Origin of the sequence: Pseudomonas sp. Z1-14, assembly GCF_051132005.1 — a bacterium.
In the GTDB taxonomy this organism is placed as follows: domain Bacteria; phylum Pseudomonadota; class Gammaproteobacteria; order Pseudomonadales; family Pseudomonadaceae; genus Aquipseudomonas.
In genome coordinates, this window is the sequence record NZ_CP071646.1 from 6262403 (window position 1) to 6276426 (window position 14024).

Below are 14024 nucleotides of genomic sequence, written 5' to 3' on the forward strand. Positions count from 1 at the left end.
TTCGCCTGCCAGTGAGCCGCCGTGGCCGCTCGGGGCAACCTTATACGGGGGCAGAGGACACGAATTGCGATCGTCTACGCTGATCGGTTCATGTCACTGCCCGAGTCAAACTGAAGTAAGGGTAATGATATGAAGAAGGCACGACTAAGCCTCGCCTGGCAGATCCTCATCGGTCTGGTGCTCGGGATTGCAATCGGTGCGCTGCTCAACCACTTCAGTGCCGAGAAGGCCTGGTGGATCAGCAACGTGCTGCAACCGGCGGGCGATATCTTTATCCGTCTGATCAAGATGATCGTGATACCGATCGTGATCTCTTCGCTGATCGTCGGTATTGCTGGCGTGGGTGACGCCAAGAAACTGGGGCGCATCGGCTTCAAGACGATTGTCTACTTCGAAATCGTCACTACCATTGCCATCGTCGTTGGCCTGTTGCTGGCCAACTTCTTCCAGCCGGGCAGTGGCATCGACATGAGCACCCTGGGCACGGTGGATATCTCCAAGTACCAGGCCACCGCCGCCGAAGTCCAGCATGAACATGCGTTCATCGAGACCATCCTCAACCTGATTCCGTCGAACATCTTCGCGGCGGTTGCCCGCGGCGAGATGCTGCCGATCATTTTCTTCTCTGTCCTGTTCGGCCTCGGTTTGTCGAGCTTGCAAGCGGATCTGCGCGACCCGCTGGTGAAGATGTTCCAGGGCGTGTCGGAGAGCATGTTCAAAGTCACTCACATGATCATGAATTACGCCCCGATCGGCGTGTTCGCGCTGATCGCGGTGACGGTCGCCAACTTCGGTTTCGCCTCCCTGCTGCCATTGGCGAAACTGGTGATCCTGGTTTACGTCGCCATTGCCTTCTTCGCTTTTGTGGTGCTGGGCCTGATCGCGCGCTTATTCGGCTTTTCGGTGATCAAGCTGATGCGCATCTTCAAGGATGAGCTGGTGCTGGCTTATTCCACCGCCAGTTCCGAAACCGTGCTGCCGCGCGTGATCGAGAAGATGGAAGCGTACGGCGCGCCGAAAGCTATCTGCAGCTTCGTGGTTCCTACCGGTTACTCGTTCAACCTCGATGGCTCGACGCTGTACCAGAGCATCGCGGCGATTTTCATCGCGCAGTTGTATGGCATCGACCTGTCGATCAGCCAGCAGTTGCTGCTGGTGCTGACCCTGATGGTCACCTCCAAAGGCATCGCCGGCGTGCCGGGCGTCTCCTTCGTGGTTCTGCTGGCGACACTCGGCAGCGTGGGTATTCCGCTGGAAGGCCTGGCGTTCATTGCCGGCGTCGACCGCATCATGGACATGGCCCGTACCGCGCTGAACGTCATCGGCAACGCCTTGGCCGTGCTGGTCATCTCCCGCTGGGAGGGCATGTACGACGATGCCAAGGGCCAGCGCTACTGGAATTCCCTGCCGCACTGGCGCAGCAAGGAGCCGCTGCCGGCGGGGGAAACTTCCAGCCGTTGATTACTGAAAATCAAATGTGGGAGTTTGGGCCAGCAGCTACGCGCCTGAACAACCACGGTCATTGTGGGAGCGAGCTTGCTCGCGATAGCGTCAGTTCAGTCAAAATTAAAGTTGCTTGACACACCGCCATCGCGAGCAAGCTCGCTCCCACAGGACCTCCTGTGCAGTGCCAACCAGACCCCGGAGAAATCCGGGGTTTGTCGTTTCTGCGGGCCCCGCTATCATTCGCCGCATCTTCCGGGGGACTTACCGATGCTCAATGGCCTGTGGCTTGGCTTCTTTATCGTGGCAGCCGTGTCGGCGCTGGTGCAGTGGCTGGTCGGCGGCAACGCCGGCATTTTCGCGGCGATGGTGGAAAGCATTTTTGCCATGGCCAAGCTGTCGGTGGAGGTGATGGTCCTGCTGTTCGGCACTTTGACGCTGTGGCTGGGCTTCCTGCGCATCGCGGAAAAAGCCGGCATTGTCGATTGGCTGGCCAAAGCCCTCGGCCCGCTGTTCCTGCGCCTGATGCCGGAAGTCCCGGCTGGCCATCCGGCCATCGGCCTGATCACCCTCAACTTCGCGGCCAACGGCCTGGGGCTGGACAACGCGGCCACCCCGATCGGCTTGAAGGCCATGCGCGCCCTGCAAGACCTCAACCCCAGCCCGACCATCGCCAGCAACGCGCAGATCCTGTTCCTGGTGCTCAACGCATCGTCACTGACACTGCTGCCGGTAACGATTTTCATGTACCGCGCCCAGCAAGGCGCGCCGGACCCGACCCTGGTGTTCCTGCCGATCCTGCTCGCCACCAGCGCCTCGACCCTGGTGGGGCTGTTGTCCGTGGCGTTCATGCAACGGCTGCGCTTGTGGGATCCGGTGGTACTGGCCTATTTGATCCCGGGCGCGCTGGTGTTGGGTGGTTTCATGGCGTTGCTGGCGACGCTCTCGGCCACGGCGCTGGCGGGGCTCTCATCGATTCTCGGCAACTTGACGCTGTTTAGCCTGATCATCCTGTTCCTGGTGGTGGGTGCGCTGCGCAAGGTCAAAGTGTATGAAGCCTTTGTCGAAGGCGCCAAAGAGGGATTCGACGTCGCCAAGACGCTGCTGCCGTATCTGGTGGCGATGCTCTGCGCTGTCGGTGTGCTGCGGGCATCGGGGGCGCTGGATTTCGGCCTGGACGGTATCCGCCATCTGGTGCAGTGGGCCGGCCTGGACACGCGTTTTGTCGATGCCTTGCCCACCGCCATGGTCAAGCCGTTCTCCGGCAGCGCCGCCCGGGCGATGCTGATTGAAACCATGAAGACCTCCGGGGTGGACAGCTTCCCGGCCCTGGTGGCGGCAACTATTCAGGGCAGCACCGAAACCACGTTCTACGTGCTGGCGGTGTATTTCGGCGCCGTGGGCATCCAGCGAGCCCGCCACGCGGTGGGTTGCGCCCTGCTGGCCGAGCTGGCCGGGGTGATAGCGGCCATCGGAGTCTGCTACTGGTTCTTTGGCTGATCTGTAGGAGCGAGCCTGCTCGCGATAAGGTCCGCAGGCCCTTCAGTCCTTCACCTCGAACCTCAACACACCAATCATCTGGCCATTTTCGGTGAGTATCCGCACTTGCCATTTTCCCGTCGGGTTGTCCGGGAAGTTCTGCTTGTGGGTCCAGGCGCGATAGCCTTCCTTGCGTCCGCCATGGATGTCCAGAGCGATGCGATCCACCTCTTTGCCGTTGAACTGCCAGACGTGGTAGATCCGCTCATCGAGCCCGCGCGGTGCGTTGATGGCGGTGTAGGCGTACAGGCCGTTACCACGGATCTGGGCCGCGCTGACTTCCTTGAGACTGGCGCCAGGCGTGCGGTCTTCCAGCTGGGTACTGATTGCCACTTCGGTCATCCAGAGCGTGGCGGGTGGCACCCAGGAGCGCAGCACCCAGCCGGCGGCGCCGATGCCCAGGGTGATGCACAGAATCGCCAGGGCGTTGCGCACGGTGCGGATCGGGAAGATCGAGGCCAGGCTCGGGAACGACAACAGCATGGCGGTGCCCAGTGCCAGCTTGAAGCTCTGGTCAGTGGTCAGGTGCAGGATCACCGGCAGCGCAGTGAGCAGGGCGGCGAACAGCGTCAGCGTGTGCAACGCCAGGAACGCCCAACGCCGGGGCGCCAGCCATTTGTAGTACAGCGGATCGATGATCGAGACCAGCGCCGACGCCGCCAGCAGGCCGGTAAAGAGCAGCTGGCTGCTGTTCCAGGTTGTCGTGATGAAAAAAAACGGCAAGACGAAGAACAGGCTTTCCTGGTGGATCATCTGTGTGGCGTAACGCAGCAGCGGCTGGGGTATTTCCCGTTTGAAAATCCGCGTGAACAGCCGCGTCAGGCTGTTCTCCAACATCAGCCAGAGCCAGCTCACCAGCATCATGATGGCGATCCAGGTCGCCAGACCCTGCTGGCGATCCACCAGCATGAAACTGCCGACCCCGGAAATGAAACCGCCGAGCGCGATGACCCCCGGATAGCGCTTCATCAGTTCGAGGATGCGCTGGATTAAATGAGTCAGGTTCGGCATCGGCGGTTTCACAGTAAGTCTTGGGAAATATCCCTGACAGAGTATCGCCAGGACGGTGACATGGCGAGGATCGCGACGCCTGCCGCGGTGATCTTTCGTGGCGAGGGAGCAAGCTCCCTCGCCACGGGATTTGTGTTGTCCCATCGCGGGCAAGCTTGCTCCCACAGGTGTATCAGTCTGGCTGCGGTCGCGCCCTGCGCTTCCATCGCCAGCCAATTCCCACCAGCAGCAACACCACCAACCCAGCCAACACCCAAACGAGTTCGTCATCACCAAGCAACGGCTTCTCGATCCGCAGGTAACCCGGATCCTTGAGAAGTTCGCGCAGGGCCTGGTTGGCCTGCTCCAGGCTGACAGCCTGCAAGCGGGCGGCCGGGTTGGCGAAGCGGCCATCCTCATAGTCGCCCAGGGCGCCCCAGTAATAGTCGGCCAGCGCGCTGTTGCCTTGCACCGCCCAGGACTGATGGGCGATAGCGGCGCGTTTGATCCGCACGAAGCTCTCGGGGTCCAGGCCGTCCTTGAGCAGCGTGCCGCGCAATTGTTCCAGCACCTGCTCGGCTTTCGGCAGGTCTTCGCGCGCCAGGTCTGCGTTCAGGCTGAGAAAACCGACACCGCCAAAGACTTCCCGCTCCACCCAGGGGCCGTAGGACAGGCCGTTGGCCAGGCGCAACTGGCGATAAAGCGCCCAGTCCAGATAATCCTTGAGCAGGTCGAAGGTTTCGTCATGCTGCTGTTCCAGCACCGGTTCCGGGAACAGCCAATGAAGCTTGGCGCCATCGCCGGCCAGGCCGCGAATCAGGTTGCGTTTGGTGACCGCGCTGTAGCGGATCTGCGGCAGCGGCTCGTGGACGCTGGGCTCGACCGGTTCGAGCTCGCCGAAACTGCGTTCCAGGTAGGCCGGCAATAACCGGTCGAGATCGCCGACGACGATCAGCGTCATATTGTTGGAGGCATACCAGGCCTTGCGCACCTGCTCGACCCGGGCCAGGGTAAGGTGACCAACCTCGGCCCGTTCCGCGCACCGCAAGCCCAGTTCCACGGCCAATTGATTGCTGGCTTTATGGCCCAGGTCCTGTCGGTCGAGCCAGCGTTGCAGATGGGTGTAGTGACCGCCGTCCTCGCGCTCGACCACCCGTTTGGCCGCCTCCAGAGCTTTTTCGTCGATGCGGGTGCGGGTCAGCAGCGCCAGCAACAGGTCGAGGACCTTGCGCTGATTGCGCGCCGGTGCCTCGATGACAAACGTTGTATCGGCATTGCTGGTAAAGGCGTTCCACTCGCCGCCCAGGGCCTGCATGCGTTCCTCCAGGCCACCTTCGCCGCTGTCGTCGACCCCACTGAACAGAAGATGTTCGAGCAGATGCGGCAGCTCCTTGTCGGCGCAGCTGAAATCGTCGAGCCCCACGCCGACCACCAGCCGAATCGCCACGTGCCCGCGTTCGGTGCCGGGTTTGAGCAACAATTGCAGGCCGTTAGGCAACGTATAGCCTTCGACCTGAAAGCGATCCTGGGCAATGGCGGGGAGTGAGCCGAACAAAAGCAAGGCGAGCAGCAGACAACGCATAACGGGCTTCCTGGCGGCTGAGTGAAGATCCATGGTGCCGGGTCAGCCTTCATCGCGAGCAGGCTCGCTCCCACTTCGCGGAGTTGTCTGGCTGGCGATGGGCTTGAGCCCCGGCCCCTTTTAATGACTGACCAGGACGCCAGTCGTTCACGGCGAATGGGTGATGTCGGAAATTTCATCGACGGAAAGGGCGCCGATCTCCGAGGTTTCCAGCACCACATAGGCGCTGCCGCAGAACAGCGAATTCAGGCGCCGCATGTCAGCGATCAGCTCAAGATGCAGGGAACTGGTCTCCAGGCTCTGCACGACCTTGCGTTGCAGACGGCTGACATGGGCATGGGCCATCCGCCGTTCCTGCGCGCGAAAGCGACGTTTCTCACGCAGCAACTGCCGTGCGCTTTCCCGATCGGCACTCAGGAACACCGTCAACCCCAGCCGCAGGTTGGCCAGCAGATGACTGTGCAGCCCCGCCAGTTCTTCCAGGCCCACATCGGAAAACGACCGGCGTTGCGAGGTCTTCTGCTGCTGGACCTTGCGCAGCATACGTTCGATGAGGTCGCTGGCCAGCTTGAGATTGATCGCCAGCTCGATGATTTCCGCCCAGCGGCGGCTGTCCTGTTCGCTGAGGTCCTCGCGGGGCATTTGCGCCATATACAGCTTGATGGCGCTGCACAGTGCTTCGACATCGTCGCTCATGGCGCGCACTTGCTGAGTAATCGCCGTCTGCTCGCCGCGCAGTACGCCGAGCATGGCTTCGAGCATGTTTTCGATCAGGTCGCCGATGCGCAAGGTTTCCCGGGCCGCGTTCGCCAGGGCCAGGCTCGGGGTCGCCAGGGCGGTGGGGTCGAGGTGCCGGGGCTTGGCCGTGCCGTTGGTGTCCGGGCGCTCCGGCAGCAGCCACGCGCAGAGCCGGCCCATCGGCCCGACGCTAGGCAGCAATACCAGGCAACGCACGGTGTTGTAGAGCAGATGAAAACCGATGACGGTTTCCTGGTGGCTGAAATCCAGGCTGTCCAGCCAGCCCACCAGCGGATCGAGTACCGGAATGATCAACAACAGGCCAATCAGCTTGTACAGCAGGCTGCCGAGTGCCACCTGGCGTCCGGCGGCGTTCTGCATGCTGGTGCTGAGAAACGCCAGGATGCCGCTGCCGATGTTGGCGCCGATCACCAGGCCGATAGCCACTGGCAAGCTGATCACCGCCGCGCCGGCCAGTGTCGCGGTCAGCAGCACGGCGGCGAGGCTTGAATAGGAAATCATGGCGAACAGCGCGCCGACCAGCGCATCGAGCAGGATATCGCCGGTCAGTGAGGCGAAAATCACCTTCACGCCCTGGGCCTGGGTGATGGGCGCAGCGGCCTCGACGATCAGTTGCAGGGCCAGGATGATCAGGCCCAGGCCGATGGCAACCCGGCCCATCTGCCCGACGCGCGTCTGTTTGCGCGACAGGAAAAAAATCACCCCGAGAAATATCAGCAACGGTGACAGCCACGACAGGTCGAGGGTCAGCACCCGTGCCATCAGCGCGGTGCCGACGTCGGCGCCAAGCATGGTCGCCAGGGCGGGCGTCAGCGACATCAGGCCCTGGCCGACAAAAGAGGTGACGAGCATGGCCGTGGCGTTGCTGCTCTGGACCATGGCGGTGACCATGATCCCGGCGATGAAAGCCAACCAGCGCCGGGACATGTTCTGGCTGATGACGTGACGCAGGTTCGAGCCATAGACCCGCAGAATGCCGGTACGGACGATGTGCGTGCCCCAGATCAGCAAGGCCACGGCGGAGAGCAGATTCAGCAGGGTCAGCATGAGAAGCCCCCTGTTAGCGTCCCAAAGGAACAAATTGACGATGCCACATCGTTCTACTGGTACTTAAGCTGTAGTTGGCGAATGGTTCGGACGCCAGCATTGCATAGCTGAAGATGGCTTTGAAACAAAACTGTCATGAAAATACTTCCTCGAAAACACCCACACCCCCTGTGGGAGCGAGCTTGCTCGCGATGAGGCCATAACATCCAACATCTTCTTCGACTGTCAGGCCGCTATCGCTAGCAAGCTCGCTCCCACAGGTATTGCATCCGGCCGCTTCCTGCAGACATGAAAAAAGGGGCTCTCAAGAGCCCCTTCGTTCATTGCCCTGCATCTTTACTGACCCGGAACATCCTTGCGCAGTTTCACCGGATCCTGCTGCTTGCGCTTGCGTGCCATCGCGGTACGCATCTTGATATTGATCGCTTCCACCGCCAGCGAGAACGCCATGGCGAAATAGACGTAGCCTTTAGGCACATGCACATCGAACGATTCGGCGATCAGTACGGTACCGACCACCAGCAGGAACGACAGCGCCAGCATCTTCAGCGACGGGTGCTTGTCGATGAACGTGCTGATGGTGCCCGAAGCCAGCATCATCACCAGTACGGCGACGATGATCGCGGCAACCATGACCGGTACATGGGAGACCATGCCGACCGCGGTGATGACCGAGTCCAGGGAGAACACGATGTCGATGATCGCGATCTGGATGATGGTGTAGATGAAGTTGCCGCCCTTGACCGAAGGCTCGTCGCTGTTTTCCTCTTCGCCTTCCAGCGCGTGGTACATCTCCTGAGAGCTTTTCCACAGCAGGAACAGGCCACCGAAGAACAGGATCAGGTCGCGGCCGGAGATGCCTTGGCCGAATACTTCGAACAGATCGGCGGTCAGGCGCATCACCCAGGTGATGGACAGCAACAACAGGATCCGCGTGATCATCGCCAGCGCCAGGCCGAAGATCCGGGTGCGTGCCTGCATGTGCTTGGGCATGCGGCTGACCAGGATCGAGATCATGATGATGTTATCGATACCCAGGACGATTTCCAGGGCGGTCAGGGTAAAGAAGGCAACCCATATTTCCGGGTTGGTCAGCCATTCCATGTGAGTTCCTTTGAGCGAGTGTTAGGCCGCGCCGCGCCTTCGGTTAACCGACAGGGGCGACGCGGCGGGCGTTGCTTTTATAGAGTGCTGAATAGCGGAAAAATCCCCATCAGCAAGGCGGCGAACATTATGCACAGGCAAACCAGTACTGCCCACTTCAAGGTGAAGCGTTGGTGATCGCCGAATTCGATCCCGGCCAGGGCCACCAGCAGATAAGTCGACGGAACCAGCGGGCTCAGCAGGTGAACGGGCTGGCCGACGATCGAGGCACGGGCCATTTCGACGCCAGTGATGCCGTAATGGCTGGCTGCTTCGGCCAAAACTGGTAACACTCCGTAATAAAATGCATCGTTCGACATGAAGAAAGTGAACGGCATGCTCACCAGCGCAGTGATGACCGCGAGGTAAGGACCGAGGAAGTCCGGGATCACTGCCAGCAGGCTCTTGGACATGGCATCGACCATACCTGTGCCCGACAGAATGCCAGTGAAGATACCCGCCGCGAAGATCAGCCCGACCACCGCCAACACGCTGCCGGCGTGAGCCGCGACGCGGTCTTTCTGTTGTTGCAGGCATGGATAGTTGACGATCATCGCGATACTGAACGCCACCATGAACAGCACCGGCAGCGGCAACAGGCCAGCAATCAGCGTGCACATCAGGGCCAGGGTCAGCGCGCCGTTGAACCAGATCAGCTTCGGACGGCGGGCGTCCGGAAATTGCGAGACGCTGATTTCGCTGTGGTCCATGTCGTCACCGGCCAGGTGCAGCTCACCCAGGCGCGCACGCTCGCGTTTGCCGTACATGTAGGCAATCGCCAGGATCGCCACGACGCCGGCCAGCATCGCCGGGATCATCGGGACGAAGATGTCCGACGGATCCACATGCAGCGCACTGGCCGCCCGAGCGGTTGGCCCGCCCCAAGGGGTCATGTTCATCACGCCGCCGGCGAGGATGATCAGGCCCGCCATGATCTGCGGGCTCATGCCGATACGGCTGTAGAGCGGCAGCATGGCGGCTACGCAGATCATATAAGTGGTCGCGCCGTCACCATCGAGGGAAACGACGAGCGCCAGAACGGCGGTGCCGACCGAAACTTTCAGGGGGTCGCCCTTGACCATCTTGAGGATCTTGCGCACGGCCGGGTCGAACAGGCCGGAGTCGATCATCAGGGCGAAATAAAGAATCGCAAACATCAGCATCACCCCGGTCGGGGCAAGCTTGGTGATGCCTTCGAGCATCATCGGGCCGATCTTCGGCGCAAAGCCACCGAACAGCGCGAACAGGATCGGAATGATGATCAGGGCGATCAGCGCGGACAGGCGCTTGGTCATGATCAGGAACATGAACGTGATGACCATGGCGAAGCCAAGGAAAGTCAGCATGGGAAATACTCCAGGCGTGGCGCGGCGGGCAAAGGCGAACCGGAACGGTCAGCGCAGGATGCAGGGCTCGGGACGGACGGATGGAGGGGACGCAACGGGACGGGTAGCAGCGGACATCAGAATCACCATTGTTGTTGTTAAAAAGGCCGCACGAGCATTCGAAAGCTCGTTTCTGGCCACCGGTCTTTTGCCGGTAGGTGAGGCGATCCTAATCGCGCAAGCTTTCAGCAGCCTTTCGCAAGCCGAGCGTATGACCAAACGCACGAAGTTACTTTGTGGCGAGGGGATTTATCCCCGCTGGGGCGCGGGAGCGACCCTAGAGTCCGTCATCGCGCAATGTCGGGAAAATGCGCTCTATCTTTTTGGGCCTGCTTCGCAGGCCAGCGGGGATAAATCCCTTCGCCACAAAAGGCAATCAGGTCCTTGCTTCGAACGCTGAAAGATTCAATGGCCGCACCGCGCCCATCCAGATCGCATGATCGGTGTGATCGGCCAGATCATCACCAGTGTCCGGGTGCAGGAATATCACCAGCCCGTTGCGATTGAGCGCCAACCACGGCAGGACCACGCCGATGTACTGCGGATCGAATGCCAGCTGGCAGCTCCAGTCCGGGTGCGGGCCGACCGGCCGTTGGTGCACCCGGCCCATCTTCAGCGGGAACAGCTGCGCCGCTTGCTCGCACAAGGCCCGCGCCTGATCGATGGTGCCGGCGTCGAAATAAACATGGGCGTGATAGCCCTTGATCCGTTGCATCTGTCACTCCTCGAAAGACCAGCCGAACCCTCGCGGTTAACCACGGGTCAGAGCCTTTACACGCGGGAAAAAAGGAATACCAGCCATGAGAAACGCCGAAACCCCGGTCATCAAAGTGGTGCTCTATGGTGCCATGAGCAGCCTCGGAAGTGCGTTGATGGCTGAGCTGTTGCGACGCCAGCACGAAGTCATCGCCATCCTCGATGATCTTACGGCCTTGGCGCCACGCCCGGGCCTGCGGACCAAGACCGGCGACCTGTTCGACCCCGAACGGGTCAAGCAGAGCGTTGCCGGCGCCACTGCCGTGGTGTGCCTGTTGAACGCGCCGGGGCTGCCAATGAACAGCGAGCAAGTGGAGCGCACGCTCATTCCCGGCCCGGTGGAGCAGGTCCTGGCCGTGGATGCGCTGATTGCAGGCATGCAGGCGGTCAATATCCCCCGGCTGTTCCTGGTGGGCGATTTCGCTGCCCTCGATGAGCAGGAAGCCGAAGACGACTTGCAACGCCATGCCGCCGAGGAAATCCTCGACGCCCTGAAAAACAGCGCCTTGCAGTGGACCCTGGTCAACGCGCCCTACGCCGCGCCGGGCTTGAGCATTGAGCATTTCAGCCAGGTCAGCACCAGCCTGGAGTCCGGAATGGCCGAGTCCCTGGAGCGCCTCAATCGGGTGGCCGTGGGCATTGTCGATGAGCTGCGCTCGAACCTACATGTGGGCGAGCATGTGAGTTTTGTGCCCGCCCTCTAAAGGCGTGCTCATCCCGTGGCGAGGGTGCTTGCTCCCGCTGGGCCGCGTAGCGGTCCCCGGAATTGCCAGGTTGACGGAGCACGAGCCTCAAACCGCAATCGAAGGTAACGGCAACCCCGTCAGCGACTCCGCGCTGTTGGCCTGTTCTTCCATCAACCAATCCACGAACAGCTTGATCAGCACACCTCGGCGCTTGCGTTGGGGCAAGACCACGTAATACCCCAACCGGGACAACACCGTTTCTGCGATCGGTCGGCACAACAGTCCTTGCGCGAGCAAGTTATCCACAAGGTGCCGCCAACCGATAGCGACGCCTTGGCCGCCAATCGCCGCCTGGATAAGCAGGGTGTAGTTGTCGAAGCGCAGTTGGCCCGGCGCCGGTGGCGAGGTGATGCCCAGCTCGCGAAATACGCCGCTCCAGTCGAACCAGGCGCTGCTGTTGCCGCCGCGCAAATGCAGTAGCGGGAATTCCGCGAGGGCGTGAGCGGGCAGGGGTTGGGGGCGGTCCTTGAGCAGGAGAGGGCTGCATACAGGAAAGACTTCTTCGCTGAAAAGCCAACGACTTTCGCCCTGTTTGAAGCGACCGTCGCCGAAGAGCACCGCAACGTCGATATCAGTGCGCAGCATGTTGTGGTTGCGCTCGCTGGTTACCAGGCTCACATCTACCTGCGGATTTGCCGCGTGGAACCGATGCAGTCGCGGCATCAGCCAATAGGCGGCGAAAGCGAAATCCGTCGCGACCTGCAGCACTTCATGCTGGTGCTGGGCCGTGATCGCGTTGAGCCCCGCATCGATGCTCTGCAAGCCGGCCTGGACCTGCTCGAACAGGATCGCGCCGGCCTCGGTCAGTTCGATGCCGCGATAGATGCGATCAAACAGGCGCGTACCGAGCTGCTCTTCCAGCCGTTTGATCTGTTGGCTGATGGCGGGTTGGGTCGTGCCCAGTTCGATCGCTGCCGCAGTAAAACTTTGCTGGCGAGCCGCTGATTCGAAGGCGCGGAACAGATCCAGGGACAGGTCACCCAAGGCGTCATACATAAGCTCAGCTTATCCTAGTCATTATCTTGCATGGGCTTTACCCCAACCAGCATGGGCTACATGCTCGTTCGCAGCAATATCGCATAACCGTTCACTATGGAATGCCGCGAATACATGAAGCGCAAGAACATTCTTTTCATCATGGCCGATCAGATGGCCGCGCCAATGTTGCCGATCTACGGTCCGTCGCCCATCAAGCTGCCCAACCTGTCACGCCTGGCTGACCAGGGCGTGGTATTCGATGCCGCGTACTGCAACAGCCCGCTCTGTGCGCCGTCACGCTTTACGCTGGTGAGCGGTCAGTTGCCGAGCAAGATCGGCGCCTATGACAACGCGGCGGATTTTCCGGCGGACGTTCCAACTTATGCCCATTACCTGCGCCGTCTCGGCTATCGCACGGCGCTGTCCGGCAAGATGCATTTTTGCGGGCCGGACCAATTGCATGGTTACGAAGAGCGCCTGACCAGCGACATTTATCCAGCGGACTACGGCTGGGCCGTGAACTGGGACGAGCCGGATGTGCGGCCGAGCTGGTATCACAACATGTCGTCGGTGTTGCAGGCCGGACCGTGCGTGCGCACCAATCAGCTGGATTTTGATGAAGAGGTGGTGTTCAAGGCCCAGCAGTACCTGTTCGACCACATCCGCGAGGACGGCGACCAGCCGTTTTGCCTCACCGTGTCCATGACCCATCCACACGATCCGTACACGATCCCCAAGGCATTCTGGGATCTGTATGACGACAAGGACATCCCGCTGCCCTACACCCCGGACCAGACAGAGCTTGATCCACATTCCCAACGCCTGTTGAAAGTCTATGATCTGTGGGGCAAGCCGCTGCCTGTGGATAAGATCCGTGATGCTCGCCGCGCCTACTTCGGCGCGTGCAGCTACATCGACAGCAATGTCGGCAAGTTGCTGCAGACGTTGGGAGACACCGGGTTGCTCGACGACACCATCATCGTGTTCTCTGGCGATCATGGAGACATGCTTGGCGAAAAAGGCCTCTGGTACAAAATGCACTGGTTTGAAATGGCCGCTCGCGTGCCGCTGCTGATCAGCGCCCCAGGCCAGTTTGCCAGCGGCCGCGTCAGCGCGGCGGTGTCCACCGCCGACCTGCTGCCGACCCTGGTGGAACTGGCCGGCGGCACGCTGGAAGCAGGCTTGCCGCTGGATGGGCGTTCGCTGGTTCCACATCTGCAAGGGCAGGGCGGGCACGATGAAGTCTTCGGTGAATACATGGCCGAAGGCACCGTCAGCCCGCTGATGATGATCCGTCGCGGCCCGTGGAAATTCATCTACAGCGAAGATGACCCGTGCCTGTTGTTCGACCTGCCTAATGATCCTCAGGAGGTGACAGATCTCAGTCAGTCGGCTGAGCATCAGGCGCTGTTCAACGATTTTCTCGCCGAAGCGCGGGCCAAATGGGATATTCCAGCCATTCACCAACAGGTGCTCGCCAGCCAGCGACGCCGTCGTTTCGTTGCCCAGGCGTTGACCCTGGGCAAACTCAAGAGCTGGGATCACCAGCCGCTGGTCGATGCCAGCCAGCAATACATGCGCAACCACATCGACCTCGACGATCTGGAGCGCAAGGCCCGTTATCCACAACCCTGCCAATAGACCAATAACGTAAGG

At 60.9% G+C, this 14024-nt stretch carries 12 protein-coding genes; 5 read left to right on the top strand and 7 right to left on the bottom strand.

All coding sequences use genetic code 11. The features are described from left to right. Positions 1-129: 129 nt before the first annotated feature. Together gltP and J3P89_RS28615 are read left to right on the top strand one after the other, a co-directional pair. The gene (gene gltP / locus J3P89_RS28610) at positions 130-1461 is read left to right on the top strand and encodes a glutamate/aspartate:proton symporter GltP (protein ID WP_434654574.1); all 1332 of its coding nucleotides are present in this window, start codon (positions 130-132) and stop codon (positions 1459-1461) included. Between the two features lie 252 nt (positions 1462-1713). Continuing rightward, positions 1714-2943, top strand: a complete 1230-nt coding sequence (locus J3P89_RS28615; RefSeq protein WP_305497786.1) for a nucleoside recognition domain-containing protein — start codon at positions 1714-1716, stop codon at positions 2941-2943. 42 nt (positions 2944-2985) lie between these two features. Here J3P89_RS28615 and J3P89_RS28620 read toward each other — a convergent pair whose 3' ends face one another. The 5 genes from J3P89_RS28620 to J3P89_RS28640 all read right to left on the bottom strand — a co-directional run bounded on the left by J3P89_RS28620 (position 2986) and on the right by J3P89_RS28640 (position 9849). Beyond that, the gene (locus tag J3P89_RS28620) at positions 2986-3993 is read right to left on the bottom strand and encodes a DUF5924 family protein (protein ID WP_434626952.1); all 1008 of its coding nucleotides are present in this window, start codon (positions 3991-3993) and stop codon (positions 2986-2988) included. Positions 3994-4165: 172 nt separating this feature from the next. After that, entirely contained in the window at positions 4166-5554 is a 1389-nt protein-coding gene (locus tag J3P89_RS28625) for a M16 family metallopeptidase (RefSeq protein WP_434626954.1), read from the bottom strand. Between the two features lie 147 nt (positions 5555-5701). Continuing rightward, on the bottom strand, positions 5702-7360 hold the full coding sequence (locus J3P89_RS28630; RefSeq protein ID WP_434626956.1) for a Na/Pi cotransporter family protein: 1659 nt from the start codon (positions 7358-7360) through the stop codon (positions 5702-5704). A 336-nt stretch (positions 7361-7696) separates the two neighbouring features. After that, positions 7697-8464 carry a TerC family protein gene (locus J3P89_RS28635; protein WP_305497790.1) on the bottom strand — a complete coding sequence of 256 codons (768 nt, stop codon included), beginning with the start codon at positions 8462-8464 and terminating at the stop codon, positions 7697-7699. Between the two features lie 77 nt (positions 8465-8541). Further along, on the bottom strand, positions 8542-9849 hold the full coding sequence (locus J3P89_RS28640; RefSeq protein WP_305497791.1) for a CitMHS family transporter: 1308 nt from the start codon (positions 9847-9849) through the stop codon (positions 8542-8544). Between J3P89_RS28640 and J3P89_RS28645 the strand changes: the two genes are divergently transcribed. Next, positions 9809-10288: a hypothetical protein gene (locus J3P89_RS28645; RefSeq protein ID WP_434696365.1), complete on the top strand. Its 480-nt coding sequence runs from the start codon at positions 9809-9811 to the stop codon at positions 10286-10288. The two genes, J3P89_RS28640 and J3P89_RS28645, sit on opposite strands and share 41 nt — an antisense overlap. On the opposite strand, the gene J3P89_RS28650 is transcribed toward J3P89_RS28645, so the two are convergent. Then, positions 10265-10603 carry a DOPA 4,5-dioxygenase family protein gene (locus tag J3P89_RS28650; RefSeq protein ID WP_434626961.1) on the bottom strand — a complete coding sequence of 113 codons (339 nt, stop codon included), beginning with the start codon at positions 10601-10603 and terminating at the stop codon, positions 10265-10267. The genes J3P89_RS28645 and J3P89_RS28650 overlap by 24 nt on opposite strands. Positions 10604-10688: 85 nt before the next feature. Between J3P89_RS28650 and J3P89_RS28655 the strand changes: the two genes are divergently transcribed. Further along, on the top strand, positions 10689-11348 hold the full coding sequence (locus J3P89_RS28655) for an NAD(P)-dependent oxidoreductase (protein WP_434626963.1): 660 nt from the start codon (positions 10689-10691) through the stop codon (positions 11346-11348). Positions 11349-11435: 87 nt separating this feature from the next. On the opposite strand, the gene J3P89_RS28660 is transcribed toward J3P89_RS28655, so the two are convergent. Then, positions 11436-12386, bottom strand: a complete 951-nt coding sequence (locus J3P89_RS28660; protein WP_434570780.1) for a choline sulfate utilization transcriptional regulator — start codon at positions 12384-12386, stop codon at positions 11436-11438. A 114-nt stretch (positions 12387-12500) separates the two neighbouring features. Here J3P89_RS28660 and betC point away from each other — a divergent pair, with 114 nt between their 5' ends. Then, positions 12501-14009, top strand: a complete 1509-nt coding sequence (gene betC / locus J3P89_RS28665) for a choline-sulfatase (protein ID WP_434696366.1) — start codon at positions 12501-12503, stop codon at positions 14007-14009. Positions 14010-14024 lie beyond the last annotated feature (15 nt).